At 74.8% G+C, this 22607-nt stretch carries 21 protein-coding genes and 1 riboswitch; of the genes, 9 read left to right on the top strand and 12 right to left on the bottom strand.

From position 1 onward, the window contains the following. Positions 1–29 precede the first annotated feature (29 nt). From ACA514_RS22410 to aroF, 3 genes are all read right to left on the bottom strand, one after another. Complete coding sequence (locus tag ACA514_RS22410; protein WP_375043159.1) at positions 30–959, bottom strand: DUF5954 family protein; 930 nt, start codon at positions 957–959, stop codon at positions 30–32. Positions 960–1009: 50 nt separating this feature from the next. Further along, on the bottom strand, positions 1010–1984 hold the full coding sequence (locus tag ACA514_RS22405; protein ID WP_375043158.1) for a DMT family transporter: 975 nt from the start codon (positions 1982–1984) through the stop codon (positions 1010–1012). Between the two features lie 262 nt (positions 1985–2246). Next, positions 2247–3287, bottom strand: a complete 1041-nt coding sequence (gene aroF, locus ACA514_RS22400) for a 3-deoxy-7-phosphoheptulonate synthase (protein WP_375043157.1) — start codon at positions 3285–3287, stop codon at positions 2247–2249. 280 nt (positions 3288–3567) lie between these two features. Between aroF and ACA514_RS22395 the strand changes: the two genes are divergently transcribed. The 5 genes from ACA514_RS22395 to ACA514_RS22375 all read left to right on the top strand — a co-directional run bounded on the left by ACA514_RS22395 (position 3568) and on the right by ACA514_RS22375 (position 8852). Then, positions 3568–4191, top strand: a complete 624-nt coding sequence (locus ACA514_RS22395; RefSeq protein WP_375043156.1) for a sulfite oxidase-like oxidoreductase — start codon at positions 3568–3570, stop codon at positions 4189–4191. A 97-nt stretch (positions 4192–4288) separates the two neighbouring features. Further along, on the top strand, positions 4289–5644 hold the full coding sequence (locus ACA514_RS22390) for a sensor histidine kinase (protein ID WP_375043155.1): 1356 nt from the start codon (positions 4289–4291) through the stop codon (positions 5642–5644). A gap of 76 nt (positions 5645–5720) precedes the next feature. Then, positions 5721–6518, top strand: coding sequence for a LytR/AlgR family response regulator transcription factor (locus tag ACA514_RS22385; protein WP_375043154.1), 798 nt, complete (start codon positions 5721–5723; stop codon positions 6516–6518). A gap of 112 nt (positions 6519–6630) precedes the next feature. Continuing rightward, positions 6631–7146: a hypothetical protein gene (locus tag ACA514_RS22380; RefSeq protein ID WP_375043153.1), complete on the top strand. Its 516-nt coding sequence runs from the start codon at positions 6631–6633 to the stop codon at positions 7144–7146. Further along, positions 7143–8852: a cation acetate symporter gene (locus ACA514_RS22375; RefSeq protein ID WP_375043152.1), complete on the top strand. Its 1710-nt coding sequence runs from the start codon at positions 7143–7145 to the stop codon at positions 8850–8852. The genes ACA514_RS22380 and ACA514_RS22375 overlap by 4 nt, the downstream gene beginning before the upstream one ends. A gap of 686 nt (positions 8853–9538) precedes the next feature. Here the strand turns inward: ACA514_RS22375 and ACA514_RS22370 are convergent. The 6 genes from ACA514_RS22370 to thiO all read right to left on the bottom strand — a co-directional run bounded on the left by ACA514_RS22370 (position 9539) and on the right by thiO (position 15690). Beyond that, entirely contained in the window at positions 9539–10390 is an 852-nt protein-coding gene (locus ACA514_RS22370) for a deoxyribonuclease IV (RefSeq protein ID WP_375043151.1), read from the bottom strand. Between the two features lie 42 nt (positions 10391–10432). Then, positions 10433–12376 carry a Stk1 family PASTA domain-containing Ser/Thr kinase gene (gene pknB, locus ACA514_RS22365; RefSeq protein ID WP_375043150.1) on the bottom strand — a complete coding sequence of 648 codons (1944 nt, stop codon included), beginning with the start codon at positions 12374–12376 and terminating at the stop codon, positions 10433–10435. Between the two features lie 36 nt (positions 12377–12412). After that, entirely contained in the window at positions 12413–13387 is a 975-nt protein-coding gene (locus ACA514_RS22360) for a DMT family transporter (protein ID WP_375043149.1), read from the bottom strand. A 160-nt stretch (positions 13388–13547) separates the two neighbouring features. Beyond that, on the bottom strand, positions 13548–14345 hold the full coding sequence (locus ACA514_RS22355) for a thiazole synthase (protein WP_375043148.1): 798 nt from the start codon (positions 14343–14345) through the stop codon (positions 13548–13550). Between the two features lie 3 nt (positions 14346–14348). Beyond that, positions 14349–14549 (bottom strand): sulfur carrier protein ThiS, encoded by a 201-nt coding sequence (gene thiS / locus ACA514_RS22350; RefSeq protein WP_375043147.1) that lies wholly within the window; start codon positions 14547–14549, stop codon positions 14349–14351. A 16-nt stretch (positions 14550–14565) separates the two neighbouring features. Continuing rightward, positions 14566–15690 carry a glycine oxidase ThiO gene (thiO, locus tag ACA514_RS22345; protein ID WP_375043146.1) on the bottom strand — a complete coding sequence of 375 codons (1125 nt, stop codon included), beginning with the start codon at positions 15688–15690 and terminating at the stop codon, positions 14566–14568. Next, a riboswitch (TPP riboswitch) is annotated at positions 15681–15794 on the bottom strand. It overlaps the preceding gene by 10 nt. A gap of 107 nt (positions 15795–15901) precedes the next feature. On the opposite strand from thiO, the gene ACA514_RS22340 reads away from it, so the two are divergent. The 4 genes from ACA514_RS22340 to ACA514_RS22325 all read left to right on the top strand — a co-directional run bounded on the left by ACA514_RS22340 (position 15902) and on the right by ACA514_RS22325 (position 18660). Then, entirely contained in the window at positions 15902–17137 is a 1236-nt protein-coding gene (locus ACA514_RS22340; protein WP_375043145.1) for an NAD(P)/FAD-dependent oxidoreductase, read from the top strand. Positions 17138–17206: 69 nt separating this feature from the next. After that, a complete protein-coding gene (locus tag ACA514_RS22335) occupies positions 17207–17590 on the top strand; it encodes an Rv2175c family DNA-binding protein (protein WP_375043144.1) in 384 nt (127 codons plus the stop codon). Positions 17591–17739: 149 nt separating this feature from the next. Continuing rightward, on the top strand, positions 17740–18408 hold the full coding sequence (gene thiE / locus ACA514_RS22330) for a thiamine phosphate synthase (protein WP_375043143.1): 669 nt from the start codon (positions 17740–17742) through the stop codon (positions 18406–18408). A gap of 90 nt (positions 18409–18498) precedes the next feature. Next, the gene (locus tag ACA514_RS22325) at positions 18499–18660 is read left to right on the top strand and encodes a hypothetical protein (RefSeq protein ID WP_344270771.1); all 162 of its coding nucleotides are present in this window, start codon (positions 18499–18501) and stop codon (positions 18658–18660) included. Positions 18661–18713: 53 nt separating this feature from the next. Here the strand turns inward: ACA514_RS22325 and ACA514_RS22320 are convergent, their stop codons facing one another. From ACA514_RS22320 to ACA514_RS22310, 3 genes are all read right to left on the bottom strand, one after another. Further along, entirely contained in the window at positions 18714–19712 is a 999-nt protein-coding gene (locus ACA514_RS22320; RefSeq protein ID WP_375043142.1) for a serine/threonine-protein kinase, read from the bottom strand. Positions 19713–19798: 86 nt separating this feature from the next. Continuing rightward, on the bottom strand, positions 19799–22015 hold the full coding sequence (locus ACA514_RS22315; protein ID WP_375043141.1) for a beta-glucosidase: 2217 nt from the start codon (positions 22013–22015) through the stop codon (positions 19799–19801). Further along, a complete protein-coding gene (locus tag ACA514_RS22310; protein WP_375043140.1) occupies positions 22015–22557 on the bottom strand; it encodes a carboxymuconolactone decarboxylase family protein in 543 nt (180 codons plus the stop codon). The genes ACA514_RS22315 and ACA514_RS22310 overlap by 1 nt, the downstream gene beginning before the upstream one ends. Positions 22558–22607: the final 50 nt, after the last annotated feature.

Below are 22607 nucleotides of genomic sequence, written 5' to 3'. Positions count from 1 at the left end.
CAGCGATCGCCGAGGACCCCGCAAGGAACTCAGCGGGCGTCGAAGTCCGTGGGGCGGGGCGGCTCGGGGCCCTGCGGGCCCATGAGGGTGATCCGCTCGATGCGGACGATGCGGAAGCGGCGGCCCGCGACGGCGATGCCGTTGCGCCGCGTCTCCTCCGCCAGCAGCTCGGCGGCCTCGGCGTAGGCGGCCGCTTCGGCCTCGCCGAGGCCCTCCACGACGGGCGCCACGTCGCGCAGGTAGCCGATCAGCGAGTCGCGGGCCTGGTGCGGGGTGGCGTGCAGCCGGCCGACCGGGCGCCAGCGGCGCTTGCGGCCCTGCCCGGCCGGGTCCGCGGACACGCGCTCGGCGACGGTGAACGCGGGCGCCAGCGTGACCGGGGTGAGGAACGCGCCGGACGGCTCGTTGCCGCTGCACGCCGCCGCGTCGAGCACCTGGCACAGCAGCTCGGCGGTGGCGAGGTCGGACCCGGTGCCCTCATCGGACAGCAGGTCGTAGGGGCGGCGGTAGGAGGCCGGGAGGGACGCCGGGCGCGGGTCCGGGTCGCTCGGGCGGGGCGGCTCCGGGCCGTCCGGGCCGGTCCGCACGAGCTGCTCGACCCGGACGATCGCGAACCGGCGGCCGGCCGCCGCCACCGCGTCGCGGGGCCCGGACCGCAGCGCCGCCGCGGCCTCCCGGAGCTCGCGCGCGGCCGCGCCGTCCGTCCGGGCGGCGCGGTCGTCCAGGTGGTCGGCGAGCAGCTCGCGGGCGCCCTGCGGCAGCGGGTCCGGCGGGCAGACGACCTGCCAGCCGGCGGCGACCCGCTCGGCCGCGGTGAACAGCGCGCCGACCGCCACCAGATCGGGGTAGGCGGCCAGGGAGCGGCAGGCGTCCGCCAGCATCACGGCGGCGACCGGGTCGACACCGTCGAGGTCCTCCGGGAAAAGCCGTCCCCCGGCGTCGCCATCGCCCATCGTCATGCCGGACATCATCCTCGCCGCCTCCCGATCTGGCGAGTGGTTCAGACCAATTAATCGCTTCCGTCGTTGCGTTTCCCGTGCTTTCGCGGGCGGCGGACGGGCGCGACGAGTGCGACGAGGCTGGCGCCCAGCAGGGCGAGTCCGCCGCAGGCGGCCGCGCCGAGGTGCTCGCCCAGCACCGCCGTGCCGAGGACCGCGGCGACGGCGGGCTCGGCGAGCGTCAGCGTGGTCGCCGTCGTGGCGGGCGTGCCGCGCAGGCCCCGCGCGAACAGCACGTACCCGAGGCCGGTGGTGACCGTGCCGAGGTAGAGCGCGGTCGCGGCGCCGGAGCCGGTGAGCAGCCATCCGGCGGATCCGGCGGCCAGGACGGGGAGCAGCGCCGCGGCGGCGCCGCCGAACAGCGCTCCGGCGACCGCCCGGTCGTCCTCGCCGCGGGTGATCAGGACGGACGCGGTGGTCGCGTACACCGCATAGGACAGGCCGGACAGCAGCGCGAGCGCGATGCCGGCCGGGTCGGCGCCGGAGCCGTGCCCGGCGCCGACGAGCAGGGCGCAGCCGGCGACGGCGCCCGCGGTCGCGAGCGTCCAGCGGCGGGTGAGGACCGAGCGCCGGATCGCCAGGCCGATCAGCCCGGTGAACGCGGGGGCGCCGCCGATCGTCACGACGGTGCCGACGGCCACGCCGGTCCGGGAGACCGCGACGAAGAACGCGGTCTGGTACACCGCGACGGCGAGGGCGCCGAGGGCGAGCAGCGCCTGGTTCCGGCGGCCGGCGAGGAGGCGGCGCAGGCCGTCCCGGCGGGTGAGCGCGGCGAGCGCGAGCAGCAGCAGCCCGCCGATGACGATCCGGGCCGCGGCGACGGAGACGCTGGAGGCGCCGTGGCCGGCGAAGGTGCGGGCCGTCCCGGTCGTGCCCCACAGGGACGCGGCGAGCAGGATGTCGGCGCCGCCGCCGAGCGTGCGCCGGGAGGGTGCGTAAACGCTCCGCCTGGACGTTCTGGACGTTCTGGACGTGTGCACTGACACGGAAGGTGCTCCTGGGCTCGAATCGGGAGAGGAGATCCGGATCCGGGGCGCAGGAGAACGCGGGCCGGGCGCGGGTGCGCCGGTCCGTCGGGACTCTGGGGTTTCCTAGCCGCGCCCCGTCAGGAGCGGGGCGGCCCGAGGGAGGGGGTCCAATACGCCATACCGGCGACCGTACCAGCCCCGTAACACGTCGTTGACGTGCGGCGAGTCGCCGTCATGACGTCGCTCATGGCGGCGACTCGCCGCGGCCCGACGGACGGCGTCAGGCGAGGACGGGGCCGGAGGCCCCGGTCAGGGTGCGGCCGACGATGGGCGGCAGGTCGCGCATGAGCTTGGCGAGCTCGCGCAGGTCGCCGTCCACCAGCGCCTGCGGGCCGTCGCACAGCGCGGTCTCCGGGTGCGGGTGCACGTCGATGATCACGCCGTCGGCGCCGACCGCGACGGCCGCGCGGGTCAGCGGGAGCACCAGGTCGCGGCTGCCGCCCGAGTGCGACGGGTCCACGATCACCGGCAGGTGGGAGAGGCGCTGCGCCACCGGGACCGCGGAGATGTCGAGGGTGTTGCGGGTGGCCTTCTCGAAGGTGCGGATGCCGCGCTCGCACAGCACGATGTCGAGGTTGCCGCGCTGCGCGACGTACTCGGCGGACATCAGCCACTCCTCGATCGTGCCGCTCATGCCGCGCTTCAGCATGACCGGCTTGCCGCACTCGCCGGCGGCCTGCAGCAGCGCGAAGTTCTGCGCGTTGCGGGTGCCGATCTGCAGCATGTCGGCGTAGGACGCGACGAGGTCGACGTCGCCGGCGTCCACCACCTCGGTGACGATCGGCATGCCCGTCTCCGCCCGCACGTCCGCGAGGATCCGCAGGCCGGCCTCGCCGAGGCCCTGGAAGGCGTACGGGGAGGTGCGCGGCTTGAACGCGCCGCCGCGCAGCAGGGTCGCGCCCGCCGCCTGCGCCATCTGCGCGGCGCCGAGCGTCTGCTCCGGGGTCTCCACCGCGCACGGGCCGGCGATCAGCGTCATCGTGCCGGGGCCGATCGGCACGCCGCCGACCCGCACCACCGTGCGCTCGGCGTGGTGCTCGCGGCTCACCAGCTTGTAGGGCACCGAGATCCGCACCACGTCCCGGACGCCGCGCATGGCGCGCAGGTTCAGCGAGCCGAACTGCTGGACGTCGCCGACGAGCCCGACGATGGTGCGTTCCACGCCGCGGCTGACGAACGCCTCGCCCCCCGCCGTCCCGACCAGCGAGACGACGGCCTGGATATCGGCTTCGGTGGCCTCCGGGCCCATGACGACGACCATGGTGTGCTGCCTCTCCTCATCACGCGGACCGTGCGGGATCCCGGCCGGATCCCGCGGACGGCCCTGCAGAAACGACGAGAGCCCCGGGCCGATGGGGCCCGGGGCTCTCGCCTTGTGGTCTGTCAGCGCAACGTCTGGCAGACCAGCCGCCCGGGCTGGTCGAACCAGAAGAAATACACGATGTTGCGCACGGACATCAGCGTAGCCGATCAGGGGCGCCGAATCCCGCGAGCCCCCCGAATATGGCTCAGCTCACGCCGGGTGGCAGGATGGCCGCGTCATGTCCCACCCCGAACAGTCCGCACCGCAGCCGCGGGATCTGCCGCCCGGCCAGTACGTCCCCCGGGGCTGGCCGGTCCTCCACTACGGCCCCGTCCCCAAGTTCCGTCCCAAGGACTGGGACTTCCGGGTCTTCGGCGCGACCGCGTCGGGGGAGCAGCACCGGTGGAGCTGGGAGGAGTTCGACGCGCTGCCGAAGGGGCGCGCGGTCTCCGACTTCCACTGCGTCACCAAGTTCACGATCCCCGGCAACGAGTGGGAGGGCGTGCCCGGCACGGCGGTCGTGGAGCTGGCGCCGCCCGCGCCGGACGTCACGCACGTGATGGTGTGGGCCGAGTACGGCTACAGCGCCAACATCCGGATGAGCGACTTCCTCGCCGACGGGACGATGTTCGCCACCCACCACGACGGGGAGCGGCTCACCCCCGACCACGGGTTCCCGACCCGGATCGTCGTCCCGCACCTGTACGCGTGGAAGAGCGTGAAGTGGGTGCGCGGCGTCGAGTACCTGGTCAAGGACCGCCGCGGGTTCTGGGAGGAGCGCGGCTACCACAACGTCGCCGACCCCTGGTCCGAGCAGCGGTACTCCTACCAGGAGGACGAGGGCCAGACCCCGCCGCTGTGATCCCCGGAGGACGGCGGAAGGCGCCGCCGCCCCGGACACCGTCGTAAATCGGCAACACACCATCCCGAGCGGAAGACAACCGTTACCGTACGTTGTCATGGACCTACCGTCCGTCGCGGACATCCTGGCGGGCGCCCTCGCCGCGGGCGCCGCCGCGGCAGCCCTCGCGCTGCGCGGGCGGCTGCGGCTCCCGCGCCGCGCCCCCGCCGGCCCCGCGGAGCAGGCCGCGTTCGCGGCCCTGCACACCATCGCCCGCCTGTCGCCGCCGCTGCGCGCCGGGCTGACCCCCGACTCGGCCCGCAAGGCCGCCCGGCCCCTGCGGGCACTGCTCGGCGCCGAGGCCGTCGCGTTCGTCGCCGTTCCGTCCGGCCGCGACGACCCGTTCGCCGACGACGACCCGGGCCCCGCCCGCCCCGCCGACCGCGGAGCCGCAGGGGAGGACCGGGACGCGGCGGGCGACGAGCCCGCCCCCCGGCTGCTGGCCTGGGACGGCGCCGGCCGCGACGAGCACGCCGGCGACGCCGTCGGGCACGCGCTGCCGGTGCTCGCCTCCGGCCGGCCCCGCGTGATCGTCCCGGAACTGCTCGGCTGCCACGACCCGCTGTGCCGCGTCCGGGTCGCCATGGTCGCCCCGCTCACCATCGAGGGACGCGTCGAGGGCGCGCTCGCCGCGTACTGGTCCGGGCCGTCCACCGCGCGGGTCCGCGCCGTCGGCGAGGCGGCCCGGCTCGTCACCGGGCAGCTGGAGCTCGCCGGGCTGGACGCCGCCCGGATCCGGCTCGCCGAGGCCGAGATGCGGGCGCTGCGCGCGCAGATCTCCCCGCACTTCGTCTACAACTCGCTGACCACGATCGCCTCGTTCGTCCGCACCGACCCCGAGCGGGCCCGCGGCCTGCTGCTGGACTTCGCCGACTTCGCCCGCTACTCCTTCCGCAACCCGCGCGACTTCACCACGCTCGCCGACGAGCTGCGCTCCATCGACCGCTACCTGCTGCTGGAGCGGGCCCGGTTCGGCGAGCGGCTCCGGTTCGACGTGCAGGTCGCGCCCGAGGTGCTGCCGGTCGCCGTCCCGTTCCTGGCCCTGCAGCCGCTGGTGGAGAACGCGATCCGGCACGGCATGAAGGGCACCCGCGGCCCGCTGCGCATCTCGATCGTGGCGCGCGACTGCGGCGCCGAGGCGGCGATCAGCGTCGAGGACGACGGCGTCGGCATGGACCCCGAGCGGCTCCAGGAGATCCTCGCCGCCCCGGTCGGCCTGCCGGGTCCGACCGGATGGGGCAGCGTCGCCACCCCCGACCGGCGCGGCGGCGGGATCGGGCTCGCCAACGTCGACGAGCGGATGCGGCAGGTCTACGGGGAGGAGTACGGGCTGACCGTCGAGACAGCGCTCGGCGCCGGGACCAAGGTCAAATTGCGCGTTCCGAAGTACCGTCCGGGCGTGTTTCCGGACTGAGCGGCCCCGCCCCGGCGGACCACTCACTTTTCGGAACCGATTGCGGACAGACGGTAATCGCGGCAAAGTCGCCATCATGCTTCACGTCCTGGCCGTCGACGATGAACGCCCCGCCCTGGAGGAGCTCACCCATCTGCTCCGCGAGGACCCGAGGATCGGGCGGGTCACCGGCGCGGAGGACGCCTCGTCCGCGCTGCGCGACCTGAGCCGGATGCTCGTCGAGGGCGAGCGCCTGGACGCGGTGTTCCTGGACATCCGGATGCCCGGGCTCGACGGCCTGGACTTCACCCGGCTGCTGACCGGCTTCGCCGCGCCCCCGCACGTGGTGTTCGTCACCGCGCACGACGACTGCGCCGTCACCGCCTACGAGCTCGGCGCGCTCGACTACCTGCTGAAGCCGGTCCGGCCCGAGCGGCTCGCCGAGGCCGTCCGGCGGGTCGCGCGGGCCGCGCGCCCGTCCGGGCCGCCGGGCGAGGACGCCCCCTCCACCGGCGCCGACGACGAGATGATCCCCGTCGAGCTCGGCGGCCGCACCCGGCTGGTGTCGCGGCGGACCGTCACCCACGTGGAGGCGCAGGGCGACTACGTCCGGCTGCACACCGCAGACGGCGGCTACCTGGTGCGGATGCCGCTGACCGCGCTGACCAAGCGGTGGGAGGCCGCCGGGTTCATCCGGATCCACCGCAGCACGCTCGTCGCGTCCGCGCACATCACCGAGCTGCGCTTCGACGGCGGGCGGGCCGCCGTGCAGATCGGCGACGCGCTGCTGCCGGTGAGCCGCCGGCACACCCGCGAGGTCCGCGACCTCCTCGTGCGCAAGTTCCACCACGCGCCGGACGGCACGGGTGACGGCGGCGGCCATGGCCACGACTGACCGCCGCCGGACGGCGGAGCGAGCAGGGGCGAAGGGAGCAAGCGTGAACGACGCGACACAGGTCGACGCAGCGCGGCCTACCGGGACGCGGCGGGCAGGGGCCGGAGCCGCCGTGCCCGAACCCGCGGGCCCGGACGCCCCGGACCCCGACCCGCCCGATACCGGCCCGGCCGGCCCCGCCGCCCTCGTGAACCCCGGCCCGTCCGCCGCGTCCGGCCTGTCAGGCCCGCCCGACCTGGCCGACCTGGCCGATCCGGCCGGCCCGGCCGAGCCCGCCGCTACCGCGAGCCTTGGCCCGGGGGTCCCCGGCGGCCTTGTCGATCCGGGTGACTTGGCCGAGCAGGGTGTCGCGGGGGTGCCTCGGCCGGACGATGTGCGTGCGCTCGTGCGGGTTCAGTTGCGGATCGCCGTGCAGACCGCAGCGGTCGTGCTGGCCGTTACGGCGGTGCTCCCGGCGCTGCCCGTCCTGGCGCCGGGCCTCGGCCGGATCCGGGCGTTCGGGGTGCCGCTGTCCTGGCTGCTGCCGCTCCTCGTCGTCCAGCCGCTGTGGATGCTCGCCGCCCTCCTGCACCTGCGCCGCGCCGAACGCGCCGAACGCGACCTCGCGAGGCCGGCGGGCCGTTCGTGACCGCCCCGGCGGTGCCGGCCGCGCTCACCGCCCTGGCCGTCGTGCTGGCGCTGACGGCGGCGCTCGGCCTGCACGCCCGCCGCGCCGCCCGCACCCCCGCCGACTTCCTGGTGGCCTCCCGCGGCGTCACCCCGCTGCGGAACGCCACCGCCATCGGCAGCGAGTACCTCTCCGCCGCCGCCTACCTCGGCACCGCCGGGCTCGTCCTCGCCTACGGCGCCGACATGCTGTGGCTGCCGATCGGCGCGATCGCCGGGTACGTGCTGCTGCTGGCGTTCGTGACCGCCCCGCTGCGCCGCTCGGGCGCCTACACGCTCTCCGACTTCGCCGAGTGGCGGCTCGGATCGCGGGCCGTGCGGCGCGCCGTCACCTGCTGCGTCTGCTTCGTCGGCTGGTTCTACCTGCTGCCGCAGTTCCAGGGCGCCGGCGTGACGCTGCGGGTGCTGACCGGCGCGCCCGTCTGGGCGGGCTGGGCGGTGATCGTCGTGGTGGCGCTCGCGCTCGTCGCGTCCGGCGGCATGCGCGGCATCACCGCCGTCCAGGCCGTGCAGTTCTGGGTGAAGCTGCTCGCCGTCGCGGTGCCCGCCCTCGCGCTGCTGGCCTGCTGGCACGCCGACGCCCCCGCCGCGGACCGGCCGATGCGCTTCGCGCACGCCACCCACGTCCACGTCCGGACCGGCACCGCCGTGATCGTCCCCGCCGCCGTGACCGTCACCACCACGGGACGCGTGGACGGCGCCCGCTACGACGCCGCCGCGGTGCCGCTGCCCCCAGGCCGCCACACCATCGGCGCGGGCACCGAACTGGTGTTCCCCCGCGGCGCGGCCGTCCCCCGCGCGGAACGCCTGCCCGCCCGGCAGGACGGGACATGGCCGGCCCCGTTCGGCCAGCCGGCCGGCCACGGCGCCTACACCACCTACTCGACGCTGCTGGGCGTCCTGCTCGGGACGATGGGGCTGCCCCACATCCTGATGCGCTTCTACACCAACACCTGCGGACGCGCCGCGCGCCGCACCGCCGCGCTCGTCCCGGTCCTGCTCGCCCTGTTCTACGTCTTCCCCGCCGTCCACGGCGCGCTCGGCCGCCTCTACACGCCCGAACTGCTGATGACCGGCGACATCGACGCCACCATCCTGCTGCTCCCGCGCCGGGCGGCCCCCGGCACCGCCGGCGCGCTGCTGACCGGCGTCGTCGCCGCCGGCGCGTTCGCCGCGTTCATCTCCACCTCCTGCGGCCTCGTCATGGCCATCGCCGGGACGGTCACCCAGCGGATGCGGCACCAGGACGGCGTCACCGCCTTCCGGATCGGCGTGGTGCTCGCCCTGGCCGCGCCGCTCGCCGTGCTCCCCGGCATCGGCCCGCGCGACGCCGCCGACCTCGCCACCACGGCGCTGTGCGTGTCGGCGTGCTCGCTGTGCCCGCTGCTCGTCCTCGGCATCTGGTGGCGCGGGCTGACCGCCGCCGGAGCCTGCGCCGGCCTGGTCACCGGCGGCGGGCTCGCCGTCGCCGCCGGCATCGCGCGGCTCGCGTCCGCCCCGTGGACGGGCTGGGCCGCGGCGCTGCTCGCCCAGCCCACCCTCGCGGTCGCCCCCGCCGCGTTCGCCACCATGATCGCGGTGTCGCTGCTCACCCGGCGCCGCGTCCCGCGCCGGGCCGACGGCGCCATGGCCCGGCTGCACCTGCCCGAACACGCCGCCGCCCGCTGAGAACCCGGCGAACCGGGCACAACGCCGCCCGGTGATTTTCCTTCGGAACCGTTCACCGTCGTGTGGACCGTTCCTGGATGCCGGCCCGACCGTTCGTCCCGCGAAACCGACCGCTCACCGTCCAACTACTCTCCGCACATCTATGACTACGAACCGTTTACCGAGCCTTGTGCTTGCCGGGTGACGATCGGAGGCATCAGACCTCTAGTGTTCTCAGTGGCACCACACGCCACACCGCTTCGGAGGAGCGGGCGGACGGACCGGACGGCACCCACCGTCCACCACCGCGAGACCTCCCACAAAAGCAAATCCGGAGATCCGGCGGACGCCAGTCGAACGCCGGATCGTGAGTCGCCGGGTCCCGTACCGGGGGGGTGGGACCCGACGACCTGTGGCTCGGGCGTCGTTGAACAGTCGGGGGGTTGTTCAGCGGCGCCCGAGTCCTATTTATTGCTTTGCCCTTGGCGGTCGGCCCTGGGGGGCCTCCCTTCGGCGGGCAAAGCGGCGATCGCAGCATCGCTTCGACTCGGCCCTGGGGGCTCGCTGCGCGATCAGATTCTTGCTTCGCTCGAATCTGGCTTCGCACGCGATCGCAACGTGGCGGTCGTCGCCACCTCGCTTACGGACGATCATGTGGCCGTCCGTTGTGGCTGAGCCCCGGTTGGGGGCCTCGGCTGGGGGGCTGCTTAATCGGCTCTCAGGTTCTTGAGGGTCGTGATGTCCTTGGCGTGGGGTTCGGGGGCGCGGCCGGGGGTCTCGATGATGAAGGGGACGCCGGCCGCGGCGGGGTGGTTCAGGAGGTCGGCGAAGGGGCGCTCGCCGATCTGGCCCGCGCCGATGTTCTCGTGGCGGTCCTTGGCGGAGCCGCAGGCGTCCTTGGAGTCGTTGGCGTGGACGAGCCTCAGGCGGCCCTCGCCGACGGTGGCGGCCAGCTCGTCCATCGTGTCCTCGACGCCGCCGGGGGCGGCGAGGTCGTGGCCGGCGGCGAACGCGTGGCAGGTGTCGAGGCAGACGCCGAGCTTCGGGTGGTGCTCGAGGCGGTCGAAGAACGGGCCGAGGTCCCGCACCCTGGCGCACAGCATCCTGCCCTGGCCCGCCATCGGCTCCAGGAGGAGGTCGGGGCCGTCCTCGGGGATCTCCTCCAGGAGCGGCAGGACGTGCTCGTGGACCTGGGCCATGGCCTCGTCGTAGGTCTGGCTGACCGCGGAGCCGGTGTGCACGACGACGCCGCGGGCGCCGATGGCGCGGCCCCGGACGAGCGAGTGCCGGACGGTCGCGATCGACTTGGCGAGGGTCTCCTCGCTGGGCGAGCCGAAGTTGACCAGGTACGGGGCGTGCACGTAGACGGGCACGTCGGTGCGTTCGAGGAGCTTGGCGTCCTCGGCGGGCCTGCCCTCGGGCAGCGCCCAGCCGCGCGGGTTGGAGACGAACACCTGGATCGCCTCGGCGCCGATCTCGGCGGCGTACTTCAGGCCGCCGGTGGCGAGCCCGCCGGCCACGGGAACATGCGCCCCGACGGGGCTCTGCGGTGCGGTCATAGCGCCTTCAGCCTAGCCGCCGCCGCTGACCGTCCGAGCCGGTCAGGGGCCCTTCACCAGGGTGACGGTGGAGCCGCGCGGGGCCTCGCCGCCGTTCGGGCTCTGCAGCCGGACGGTGTTGCCGCCGAAGCCGGTGACGTTGACCTGGAAGCCGGAGTCCTCCAGGGCCTTCCTGGCGTCGGCGACGCTGCGCCCGGTCACGTTCGGGACGGGGATGTTCTGCTGCTGGTCGCCGTCGTTGCACCCGAAGTGGAACGGGCCGGCGTCCACGACGCAGTCGCGCTTGTTGACGACGATGGTGACGTCGTCGCCGCGGGACACGCCGGTTCCCTCGGACGGGTCCTGGCTCACCACCGTGTCCGCGGGCTTGCCGTCGACCTTCTTCTTCTCGACCTTGACGTTCAGCCCCATGGAGCGCAGCTGGTTGGCGGCCGCGTCGCCGTTCGAGCCGAGGACGTTCGGCATGGACATGCCGCTGCTGACGACGACGTCGACCGGCTTGTCGGGGGACAGCTTCTCGCCCGCCTCCGGGTCGGTGCCGACGACCTTGTCCTTGGCGACCGTCTGGGACGGGATCGTGCTGGTCTTGCCGACGGTGAAGCCCTTGCTCCGCAGGGTCTGCTTCGCGTCGTCGAGCGACTTGCCCGACACGTCCGGGATCTCGCGGGGCGTGATGCCCTTGGACGGGGTCAGCGTGACGGTCTCGCCCTTGGCGATCCGGGCCCCGGCGGGCGGGTCGCTCTTGGCGACCATGCCCTTGTGGACGTGGTCGTCGTAGACGGCGGTGGCGACGCGGACGTCGAGGCCGTCGCCGTCGAGCTCGCGCTGGGCGTCCGCGACCTTCATCCCGATGATCTGGGACGGGATGTGGTCGTACTGGCCGGACGTCTGGTACCAGACGGCCCAGCCGAGGATCACCGCGGCGACGGCGCCGATGGCGATCAGGACGTACTTGCCGGTGAGCGCGCCGAGCGCCCGGTCGGTGCGGGAGCGGGGGATGTGGCCCGCCGGGAGCGCCTCGGGCGGCAGGGTGCTCGCGTCGAGGACGGCGGTGCGGCCCTGCGGCGGCGCGGCGGGCGGCGACTCCAGCATGCTGGTGGCGTTGCGGGACGCCTCCTCCATCCGGCGGTCGAAGTCGCGGGGCAGCCCGCCGAAGACCTCCGCGACCTCGGCGAGGTACTGGTTGGCGTCCTGCGGGCGGCGGGACGGGTCGTGCGCCGTGGCGTCGGTGACCAGCTCGTCCACCCGCTGCGGGATGCCGGGCACGACGCTGGACGGCGCCGGGACGACCTCGTTGACGTGCTTGTAGGCCACGGCGAGCGGCGTGTCGGCCTGGTGCGGCAGGTGGCCGGTGAGCAGCTCGAACAGCATGATCCCGGCGGCGTAGACGTCGGAGCGGACGTCGGCGCTGCCCGCCAGGACCTGCTCCGGCGCGAGGTAGCCGACCGTGCCGATGATCATGCCGGTCTTGGTCATCTTGCTCGCGGTCTCGGCCCGGGCGAGCCCGAAGTCGGCGACCTTGATCGTGCCGTCCTCGCAGATCAGCACGTTCTCCGGCTTGACGTCGCGGTGCACGAGCCCGGCGCGGTGGGCGGCGCCGAGGGCCGCCAGCACCGGCTGCATGATCTCCAGCGCGGAGCGCGGGCCGAGCCGGCCGAGCTCGGTGAGCGCGTCGCGCAGCGTCCGGCCGGGGACGTACTCCATCACCAGGAACACGTGCTCGCCGTCGGAGCGCTGGTCGTACACGGCGACGACGTTGGGGTGGGAGAGCGCCGCGGCGGCCTTGGCCTCGCCGATGAAGCGGGCGACGAAGTCCTCGTCGGAGGCCAGGGCGGCGTGCATCACCTTGATCGCGATCGTGCGGTCCAGCCGGATGTCGCGGGCCACGTACACGGTGGCCATGCCGCCGCGCGCGATCCGCGACTCAATGCGGTAGCGCCCGTCGAGCACCTGCCCGACGAGTGGATCTGCAACCGACGTGTCCATCGGTGCGAGTTTACGGGCGAATGACGGATGTTCTCATCAGTCGGGAGTATGAGCATCGATGAGCCGCGGGTCGGATCCGGCGGCGTCCGCGGGGACGGGCGCGGGCGCCGGGCGGCGGCGGAGGCCACGGGTGCTGCGGGAGACGGCGACGCCGGCCAGGCACAGGACGCCGCCGCCGAGCGTGATCAGGCCGGGCACCTCGTCGAGGAACAGCCACGACATCGCCACGACGAGCGCGGGCGCCGCGTAGGTGGTGGCGCCCATCTTCCCGGCGGACGTGCGGGCCAGCGCGTATCCCCAGGTGGTGAAGGCGATCGCGGTGGGGAAGACGCCGAGGTAGAGCATGTTCAGGGTCGCGCCGGCCGGGGCGTCCGCGGCCTGCGCGACCAGCTGCGGCGCGAACGGCAGGCAGACGACCGCGCCGATGGCGCAGGCCCACGTGGTGAACTGCAGCGGCGAGGCGTGCCGGAGCGCCGGCTTCTGGCTGACGACGCCGAACGCGTAGGTCACGGCGGCGCCGAGGCACAGCAGCACGCCGCCGACCGAGGCGCTCCCGTCCCCGGACATCGACAGCCCCACGACGGCGGCGCCCGCGAACGACACCGCCATGCCGGCCAGCAGCCGGGGCGCGAACCCCTCCTTCAGCAGCCAGCCGCCGAGCAGCGCGATGAGGATCGGGCCGATGTTGACGACGAGCGCCGCGGTGCCGGCGTCGACGAGCCGCTCACCCCAGTTCAGCGCGACCATGTAGGCGCCGAACCACAGCACGCCCGCCGCGACGATGCCGGGCCAGGCGCCCTTCGGCGGCAGGCCCTCGCGGCGGACGAGGCAGATCGCGGCGAGCACGACGGTCCCGGAGAGCAGCCGGCCGAGGGCGAGGGCGCCGGGGCCGTAGTCCGCGCCGGCGCTGCGGATGGCGACGAACGCCGAGGCCCACAGCACGACCGTGACGGCCGCCGCCGCGACGGCGAGCCGGTCGATGCCCGCCGGCCGGGAGCTGTCCTGTTGCATGTGGCGCACCTTAGGGTCGGGACGTTTCCATGAACACCGAACGGTGGCGCGCGGTTGCGGCCGGTCCCCGTCCGGTGGACGCCCCTCAGTCTGGGGACGCCCACCGTTCAGGTCCAGCGAATATTTCTTCAGCCGAAGCTTTAGTAGCGCTTCAGCGAAGTCAGAGGGAGGCGAGGCCCTCGAAGGGGGAGGACGCCTGGGCGTAGCGGCGCCTGGGGATCCGGCCGGCCAGCCGGGCGAGCCGCCCGCCCTCGACGGCGTGCCGCATCGCCGCCGCCATCCGGGCGGGGGACTGGGCGCGGGTCACGGCCGTCGCGAGCAGCACCGCGTCGCAGCCGAGCTCCATCGCCAGCGCGGCGTCGGACGCGGTGCCGAGCCCCGCGTCCAGGATCACCGGGACCTCCGCCCGCTCGACGATCAGCTCGATGTTGTGCGGGTTGCGGATGCCGAGCCCCGAGCCGATCGGCGAGCCGAGCGGCATCACCGCCGCGCAGCCGATCCGCTCCAGCCGCTGCGCCAGCACGGGGTCGTCATTGGTGTAGGGCAGCACGACGAAGCCGTCGTCGACGAGCTGCTCGGCGGCCTCCACCAGCTCGATCGGGTCCGGCAGCAGCGTCCGCTCGTCCGCGATCACCTCGAGCTTGACCCAGTTCGTGCCGAGCGCCTCGCGCGCCATCTTCGCGGTCAGCACAGCCTCGCCGGCGGTGAAGCAGCCCGCCGTGTTCGGCAGCACCCGGATGCCGCACTCGGTCAGCACGTCCAGCACCGAGCCGCGCGCGGACGGGTCGACCCGCCGCATCGCGACCGTGGTCAGCGCCGTCCCCGACGCGGTGAGCGCCTCGCGCAGCACGTGCATGCTGGGCGCCCCGCCGGTGCCCATGATCAGCCGGGAGGAGATCTCCTCCCCGGCGATCACCAGGGCGTCCTCGGCGGTGTCGTTCGTCGTCCGCTGTGTCACCGGTCAGCCTCCCTGTACCGCGGTCAGCACCTCGAGGCGGTCCGCCTCGCGCAGCGTCGTCGCCTCCCACGCCGACCGCCGGACGACCTCGTCGTTCAGCGCGGCGGCCACTCCGGACGCGGCGGTGGTCACGGCCGCGACCGCCTGCGCCAGGGACGTGCCGGCGGGCAGCTCCCGCGGCTCTCCGTTCACGATGATCTTCATGACTGCACGACCTTCGTCACTGCGGTTCGGGGGCGAAGCGGGCGGGGGAGAACGGGGCGGCCACGTCCGGGACGGGCCCGTCCAGCAGCATCGCGGCGAGCGCGTCGGCGCTGACCGGCGCCAGCAGGATCCCGTTGCGGAAGTGGCCGGTGCCGAGGTAGAGGCCGGGCAGCGCGGTGGGGCCCATCAGCGGCGCGTTGTCCGGGGAGCCGGGGCGCAGCCCGGCGGTGACCTCGGCGAACTCCAGCTCGGTGATGCCGGGCAGCAGCTCGCGGGCGTCCCGCAGCAGCTCCCACAGACCGCCCGCGGTGACCCGCGTGTCGAACCCCATCTCCTCCTGCGTGGCGCCGATGACGATCTCGCCGTCCGCGCGCGGCACCAGGTAGATCGACGAGCCCTTGACCAGGCCGCGGGTCGTGCGCCGCAGGAACGGCACCGGCGTGCGGAGCCGGACCACCTGGCCCTTGACCGGCCGGACGGGTGGAACGGTCCCGGCGGGCAGGCCCTCGAGGTCGCCCGACCACGGCCCGGCGGCCAGCAGCACCTTGTCCGCGCGGATCTCCGAGCCGTCCTCCAGCCGGACCCCGGCGGCGGCGTCCCGCTCGATCACGACGCCCTTCGCCCGCCGCCGCACCAGCCGGACGCCCAGCCGCTCGCCCGCCGCCAGCAGCGCCGGGGCCAGGCGGCGCGGGTCGACCGAGCCGTCCTCGGGGGCGAGCAGGCCGCCGCGCACGCCGGGCGCCAGCATCGGCTCGGCCCTGCGGCACTCGCGGCCGGTCAGCGGCTCGACGGGGATCCCGAGCCCCTCCTGGAAGGCGCGCAGGTCGTCCAGGACCTTCAGGTCGTCGGAGTCGAACGCGACCTGGAGCGTCCCGTCGTCGCGGTAGCCGGTGTCCAGGCCGGTGGCCTCGGCCAGCTCGGCGGCGAACGCGCCGTAGCGGTCGCGGGAGGCGAGGCCGAGGCGCAGCAGCGGCTCCTCGCCGTAGGTCAGCTCGCTGACCGGGGTGAGCATGCCCGCGGCGACCGACGACGCGCCGCCCGCGGGCGCCGGGTCGACCAGGGTGACGGCGGCGCCGCCCTGCGCGGCCCGCCAGGCGGTGGCCAGGCCGATGACCCCGGCCCCGATGATCGCGATCTGCAATGCGCGCTCCCTTCGCCGGCATGATCCGGATCAGGTCGTGGCGGTCGGCGGCCCGGTCAGCCGCCCTCTCAGCCCGGTCGCACCGGACTCCCGCGCCCTGTTGTGTTGTGCACGTGCCGTTATGTCCCCCACCCTACGACCACCGGCCGCGATGCAGCTGTCTGGACACCAGTCCAAATCCGCTCCGGCGGGCCCGTTAGGGTGGGCGCCCATGAACAGGGTGATCGTCGTGGGCGGCGGGCTGGCGGGCGTGCGGGCCGCCGAGGCACTGAGGAGCAAGGGGTACGAGGGCGCGCTGACCCTCCTCTCGGCGGAGCGGCACCGGCCCTACGACCGGCCGCCGCTGTCGAAGGCCGTGCTGGCGGGCGACTCCGACGACACGACCGTCGACGCCGACTGGGACGCGCTCCGCTGCGAACTGCTGCTCGGCGAGCGCGCCACCGGCCTTCGCCTCGACGCACCGGGCCCGGACGGCCGAGGGGGCGGCACCGTCGCCTCCACCGCCGGCGACCTGCCCTTCGACGGCCTGGTCATCGCGACCGGGGCCGCGCCCGTCACGCTGCCGGGCGACGGCCGCCAGCACGTCCTGCGCACCATCGAGGACTCCCGCGACCTGCGCGGACGGCTCACCGAGGGCGCCCGGATCGTCATCGTCGGCGCCGGCTGGATCGGCGCCGAGGTCGCCACGACCGCCGCGAAGAAGGGCTGCGCCGTCACCGTCGTCGAGGCCGCCGGCACCCCGCTCTCGCAGGCGATCGGGCCCGAGGTCGGCGCGCTCACCATCCCCTGGTACGCCGAGGCGGGCGTCGAACTGCGCACCGGCGTCAAGGTCGCCGCGGTCGAGCACGGCGGGCTCGCCCTCGCCGGCCCGGACGGCGGCGAGCGGATCGACGCCGACGAGGTCGTCGTCGGCGTCGGCGTGCGGCCCGCGCTCGGCTGGCTGGAGGGCTCCGGCCTGCGGCTGGAGCGTGGCGTCGTCACCGACGGCTCGTTCCGCACCGTCCTGGACGACGGGGACGGCACCGTCCGCCCGGACGTCGTCGCGGTCGGCGACTGCGCCGCCTGGTGGTCGGAGCGGTACGGGCGCCGGCTGCTCGTCGAGCACTGGGACACCGCCCTCAACGCCCCAGACGTCGCCGCCGCGGCCCTGCTCGGCCAGGACGCGGTCTACGACGCCGCCCCCTACTTCTGGTCCGAGCAGTTCGGACGCATGGTGCAGTACGCCGGGAACCACGCGCGCTCGGAGCGGCTCGTGCACCGCGGCGACCCGTCCGGCCGCAAGTGGGCGGTGGCGTGGCTGACCGGCGACCGGCTCGACGCGATCCTGACCGTCGACCGCCCCCGCGACCTGGTGCAGGCGAGGCGGGTGATCGCCGCCGGGACGCCCGTCGATCCGGCGGCGGTCGCGGACCCGGACGTGCCCGTCCGGCAGGCCGTTCGCGGGTAGCGGAAGGTGACCGGCGGTAACGGCGGCCGGGCGGGTTTGAGGCTTCCGAAGGCGTGGTAGCAAGGGGGCGTGACCCAGACGCACGCAACCGTTGACAGCGCACTGGACCCCCGCACCGACGCCCTCGCCGGCGACTGGCTCTCCCTACGGGAGACGGCGGAGCGGCTCGGCATCAAGACCAGCCGGATCAAGCAGCTCATCAGCGAGCGCAAGCTGCTGTCGGTCCGCCGCGACGGCGAACCGATGGTCCCGGCGGCGTTCATCCGCGACGGCCAGGTCATCAAGGGCCTGCCCGGCACGCTGACGCTGCTGTCGGACGCCGGCTTCGGCGACGTCGAGACCCTCCGCTGGCTGTTCACCGCCGACGACACGCTGCCCGGCACGCCCGTCCAGGCGCTCAGCGAGAACCGGGGGACCGAGGTGCGCCGCCGCGCCCAGGCCCTGGCATTCTGACCCGACCACGCCGGCCCCCGGGGGAGCGGACGCCGCCCTCCCGGTGACGCCGGCCGACCGAACGGCCGACCGAACGACCCGCGGGGTCGCGCCATCGCGCGTGGCCCCGCGGACCCGTGCCCGCCCCGTGAAAGGAAACCTCCCCCACCGTGTCCAGGCACATCCCGACCGAACGGGCCGTGGCGCTGCGCGCCCGGCTCAGCCGCGCCCGCCTTTACCTCTGCACGGACGCGAGGGAGCGGCAAGGGGACCTTCCCGCGTTCCTGGACGCGGTCCTGGGCAACGGCGTCGACATCGTCCAGCTGCGCCAGAAGGGCCTGGAGGCCCGGCAGGAGATGGCGTACCTGGAGGTGTTCCGGGCGGCCTGCGAGCGGCACGGGGCGCTGCTGGCGGTCAACGACCGCGCCGACGTCGCCCGCGCGGTCGGCGCCGACGTGCTGCACCTCGGGCAGGACGACCTGCCGGTGCCGGCCGCCCGCGAGATCGTCGGCGGGGACGTGCTGATCGGCCGGTCCACGCACTCCGGCGAGCAGGCGTCCGCGGCGACCGCCGAGCCGGGCGTGGACTACTTCTGCACGGGCCCGGTGTGGCCCACCCCGACCAAGCCGGGACGCCCCGCGCCCGGCCCGAAGCTGCTGGAGTACGTGGCGGCGCAGCGCCAGCCGCGCCCCTGGTTCGCGATCGGCGGCATCGACCTCGCCAACCTCGGCGAGGTGCTGGACGCGGGCGCCGAGCGCGTCGTGGTGGTCCGGGCGATCACCGAGGCCGCCGACCCGGGCGCCGCCGCCGCCGGGTTCGCCCGTCGCCTGGCCGCCTGACCGGGCCCGGCGGGCGGCCCGACCGGGCCCGGCGGGCGGCGACGGGGATCACGGTGCGGGCGGTGGGCCCGATGACCGACAATGGGCGTCATGACCGTGGGACCCGACGACGACCGGCCGGTCGACCTGGGCGACGACCTGGAGATCCTGCCGGACCAGACCTCCGACGACACCGACACCGGCTGGGGCGAGTGGCGCGGCGGCGGCGATGACGACGACCGGCTGCTGGAGGAGCGCCCGCCGCACTGGTGAGCGCCGCCCGCCGCAATCGCAGGCCGCGCGCCGTGAGAACGGGCCGCCCGCCGCTAGAACAGCACGCCCAGCACGAACCCGGCGACGATCACCGCGCCGAGCGCCAGCATCATCCGCCACCGGTAGCGCGGGATGCGGGTCGGCCGCGGCCGCGGCGCCGGGCCCTGCCCCTCGCGCAGCGCGCGGACGAGCTGCGGCGCGGTGGGCCGGGCCGCCGGGTTCTTGTCCAGGCAGCGGGCGGCCAGGTCGCGCAGCGGCCCGGCCATGTCGCCGAGGTCGGGCGGCCGGGAGGTCACCCGCCGCATCACCGCCGCGCCCGGCCCGGTGCCGAACGGCGGCCGGCCGGTCGCGGCGAACACCATCGCGGCGCCCCAGGCGAACACGTCGGCGGGCGGCCCGACCGGCTCGTCCTCGATCTGCTCGGGCGCCATGTAGCCGGGCGTGCCGAGCGGGCTCGTGGTGAGCGGCTCGGTGCGGGTGAGCGCGTCGGCGGCGCGGGCGATGCCGAAGTCGATGACCTTCGCGCCGTCCGGGCCGAGCACCACGTTGGCGGGCTTGAAGTCGCGGTGCACGATCCCCGCGCGGTGGATCGCGGCGAGCGCCCCGGCGGTGCGCAGCGCCGTCTTGCGCAGCCGCGGCGCCGGCAGCGGCCCCTCCTCGTCCACGACCCGCTGCAGCGTCGGGCCCTCGACGAACTCGCTGACGATGTAGGGGCGGTCGCCGGTGACGTCGGCGTCCAGGACCCGCGCGGTGTGCCGCCCGGCGACCTTGCGCGCCGCCTCCGCCTCCTTGACGAAGCGGCTGCGCGCCCGCTCCCCGGCGTCCAGGCCGCCGCGCAGCACCTTGACCGTGACCGGCGCGCCGTCGCCGTCCCGGCCGAGGTAGACCACGCCCTGGCCGCCCTCGCCGAGCCGGCCGAGCAGCCGGTAGCCGCCGACGCTGCGCGGGTCGCCGGGGCGCAGCGGCCTCTCGTGCCGCCGGCCCCGGCCGTGCCGCGGCGCGGGACGGGCGCTGCGGGAGGTCGTCCTCCCGCGGGAGGTGTCGTGCGGCAAGGGGGGACTCCGACTCGGCGGGGACGGACGAAGAACCCCTCATTTCTACCGCGTGACCCCGGACCGGGGCAGGGGAACCCCGATCTTTACTTGGCGGGACACGTCCCGAAGCTCCCCGTTTGGGCGATGTCGCGCTCGGATCCGCCGACCATGACCTTGTAGCAGCCGGCGGCGACCTTCCACGCCTTCGCCCCCTCGTTCCAGTACGCCAGCGACCGCGAGGTCAGCGGGAACGCCACGCGCCTGCTCTCGCCGGGCGCCAGCGCGACCTTGGCGTAGCCCTTCAGCTGCCGGGCCGGCTGCGGGACGTCCACGCCGGGCGAGGGCAGCCCGAGGTAGAGCTGCGGGACGGCCGTCCCCGCCCGCCGGCCGGTGTTGGTCACCGTCACCTCCACCGACGTGGACGATGCGGTGAGCCCGCTGTAGCCGAACGCCGTGTAGGACAGGCCGTGCCCGAACGGGAACGCCGGCGTGGTCCCCTTGGCGTCGTAGTGCCGGTAGCCGACCATGACGCCCTCGGAGAACGTGACGGTCTTGTTCACGCCGGGGAACTGCGCCGGGTTCGCGGCCGTCGGCGCGTCGTTCTCCGCGGCGGGGAAGGTGACGGGCAGCCGGCCGCCCGGGTCGACGTCCCCGTACAGGACGCGGGCCAGCGCGTTCCCGCCCTCCTGGCCGGGATACCAGGCCTCGACGATGCCCTTCACCTGGTTCCGCCACGGCGTCAGCACCGGGCCGCCCGTCTCCAGCACGACGATCGTGTTGGGGTTGGCCGCGGCGACCGCGCTGATCAGCGCGTCCTGGTCGCCGCGCAGCGGGTCGCCGCACGTGAGCGTCAGGCAGGACCGGTCGAAGAACTCGCCCTCGCTGTCGGTGGCGAACACGATCGCGACGTCGGCCTTGCGGGCGGCGTCGGCGGCGGCACCGGCGTTCCCGCCGTCGGTGTAGGTGACCTTCGTCCCGGAGCCCGCGCGGCGGGCGATGCCGTCCTGCGCGCTGACGGCGCTGAACGGGACGACGTTCGCCGAGCCCGAGCCGCTCTGGCTCTCCCGCGCGGCCCGCCCGACCAGCGCGATGGACGACGGCGATTTCAGCGGCAGGATCCCGCCGGCGTTGCGCAGCAGCGTGATGCCGCTCTCCGCGATCTTCCGCGCGGCGGCCTCGCTCGCGCTCCGGTCGATCGTCCCGAGGTCGTTGGGGTAGGCGGGCCGGTCGAACACCCCGAACGCGAACATCGTCCGCAGGACGTTGCGGACGTGCCCGTCGATCGTCGCCTGCGTGACCGTCTTCTGCGCGACCGCCTGCTTGAGCATGAACGCGTTGTAGTGCATGCCGATCGGCAGCTCCATGTCGACGCCGCCGTTGGCGCCCGCCGCGGTGTCCTGCACGGCGGTGTGGTCGGACGGCACGAACCCCTTGAAGCCCCACTCCGACCGCAGGACCTTGTTGAGGGCGCCGTCGTCCTGGCACGCCCACCGCCCGTTCAGCTTGCCGAACCCGCACATCACGGTGGCCGCGCCGCCCTGCTTCACCGCCGCCTCGAACGGCGGCAGGTAGACCTCCCGCAGCGTGCGCGGGTCCACCTTCATGTCCAGCGACAGCCGGTCGGTCTCCTGGGTGTAGACGGCCATGTGCTTGACCGACGCCATGACGCCCTGCGCCTGCGCGCCGCGGATCCAGGCCGCCCCGAGACCGGACGACAGGTACGGGTCCTCGCCGAAGCCCTCGAACGAGCGGCCGTTGCGCGGCACCCGCAGCACGTCCACGGTCGGCCCGAAGATCAGATCGTTGCCGCGGTGCCTGGCCTCCCACCCGACCGTCCCGCCGTACAGCCGGGCCGCCTCCGGGTCGAAGCCGGCGGCCAGCGAGATCGGCGCGGGCAGCCGGGTCGCCCTGCCCTGCCGGACGCCCGCCGGGCCGTCGGCCATGTAGACGGGCGGGATGCCGAGCCGCGCGATGCCGCTGTTGGTGTCGGCGTGCGCGGTGTCGATGAAGCCGCCGAGCGGGCCGCCCAGCGGGTCGTCCGACGCGAGCATCGCGATCTTCTCGTCGTCGGTCATCTTCGCCGTCAGCAGCGCCGTCCGCCGGTCGGCGGTGAGCGAGGCGTCGCACCACGGGCGCTGCGCCGGGTCGCCGCACCTGGTCGGCGCCGCCTGCGCCGGTAACGCGGCGGAGACGGGCGCGGCGAGCGCGAGCACGGACGCCAGCGCCCCCGCGGCAGGCGTCCACCTGCCCGTCCATCGGCCCGTCCGCGTGCCCGCCCGCCTGCTCGCCCGGGTGCTCGTCCGCCTTGTGAAGGGCTGCATCAGTGCTCCTCCTCGTCCTGGACGCGCAGGGCGTTCAGCGCGAAGGCGACCATGTGGTAGTGACCGATGAGCATCACGAGCTCGATCAGCTCCGGCTCCCCGAACCGGGCCGACAGCGCCGCCCAGGTCGCGTCGGTGAGGGTGCTGCGCTCGTTCAGCTCGTCCGCCGCGGTCAGCACCATCAGGTCGTCCTCGCTCCAGGCGTGGTCGTCGGCGGGCAGCCGGAGCGCGGCGATCTCGGCCTCCGTCAGGCCCGCGGCCAGCGCGAGCCGGCGGTGGTGCCCCCACTCGTACGCGCAGTCCCGCAGGTGCGCCGTGCGCATGATGGCCAGCTCCCGGTCGCGGTCGCCCAGCAGGCCCTTCATGAGCAGCGCCGTCCCGAGACGGACCCAGCTCCCGAACAGCTTCGGGTGGCGGCCGAGCGTGGTCAGGACGTTCAGCGGACCGATCGACGCGGTCGCGGCCTTCAGCGTGTCGTCCCACTCCGCCGCGGGCAGCGGAGCGATGCGCGGCACGCGGTTCCCGGGGATGTCTGCGCACATGGCGACATTTCTGCCACCAAATGGTGGAACGGTGCTACCCCTGCGGCCTC

It is taken from the genome of Actinomadura sp. NTSP31 (assembly GCF_041951385.1).
Taxonomy (GTDB): Bacteria; Actinomycetota; Actinomycetes; order Streptosporangiales; family Streptosporangiaceae; genus Spirillospora; species Spirillospora napierensis.
Note: the sequence above shows the minus strand (reverse complement) of the source record. Positions and strands in the feature narration are given on the sequence as shown.

Excerpts from the sequence above, each read along its gene's own strand:
- thiS (WP_375043147.1), bottom strand. The coding sequence starts at position 14,549 with ATGAAGATCATCGTGAACGGAGAGCCGCGGGAGCTGCCCGCCGGCACG.
- ACA514_RS22390 (WP_375043155.1), top strand. The coding sequence starts at position 4,289 with ATGGACCTACCGTCCGTCGCGGACATCCTGGCGGGCGCCCTCGCCGCG.
- ACA514_RS22360 (WP_375043149.1), bottom strand. The coding sequence starts at position 13,387 with ATGCAACAGGACAGCTCCCGGCCGGCGGGCATCGACCGGCTCGCCGTC.
- ACA514_RS22340 (WP_375043145.1), top strand. The coding sequence starts at position 15,902 with ATGAACAGGGTGATCGTCGTGGGCGGCGGGCTGGCGGGCGTGCGGGCC.
- aroF (WP_375043157.1), bottom strand. The coding sequence starts at position 3,287 with ATGGTCGTCGTCATGGGCCCGGAGGCCACCGAAGCCGATATCCAGGCC.
- pknB (WP_375043150.1), bottom strand. The coding sequence starts at position 12,376 with ATGGACACGTCGGTTGCAGATCCACTCGTCGGGCAGGTGCTCGACGGG.
- ACA514_RS22385 (WP_375043154.1), top strand. The coding sequence starts at position 5,721 with ATGCTTCACGTCCTGGCCGTCGACGATGAACGCCCCGCCCTGGAGGAG.
- ACA514_RS22395 (WP_375043156.1), top strand. The coding sequence starts at position 3,568 with ATGTCCCACCCCGAACAGTCCGCACCGCAGCCGCGGGATCTGCCGCCC.
- ACA514_RS22325 (WP_344270771.1), top strand. The coding sequence starts at position 18,499 with ATGACCGTGGGACCCGACGACGACCGGCCGGTCGACCTGGGCGACGAC.
- ACA514_RS22410 (WP_375043159.1), bottom strand. The coding sequence starts at position 959 with ATGACGATGGGCGATGGCGACGCCGGGGGACGGCTTTTCCCGGAGGAC.
- ACA514_RS22310 (WP_375043140.1), bottom strand. The coding sequence starts at position 22,557 with ATGTGCGCAGACATCCCCGGGAACCGCGTGCCGCGCATCGCTCCGCTG.
- ACA514_RS22370 (WP_375043151.1), bottom strand. The coding sequence starts at position 10,390 with ATGACCGCACCGCAGAGCCCCGTCGGGGCGCATGTTCCCGTGGCCGGC.
- ACA514_RS22315 (WP_375043141.1), bottom strand. The coding sequence starts at position 22,015 with ATGCAGCCCTTCACAAGGCGGACGAGCACCCGGGCGAGCAGGCGGGCG.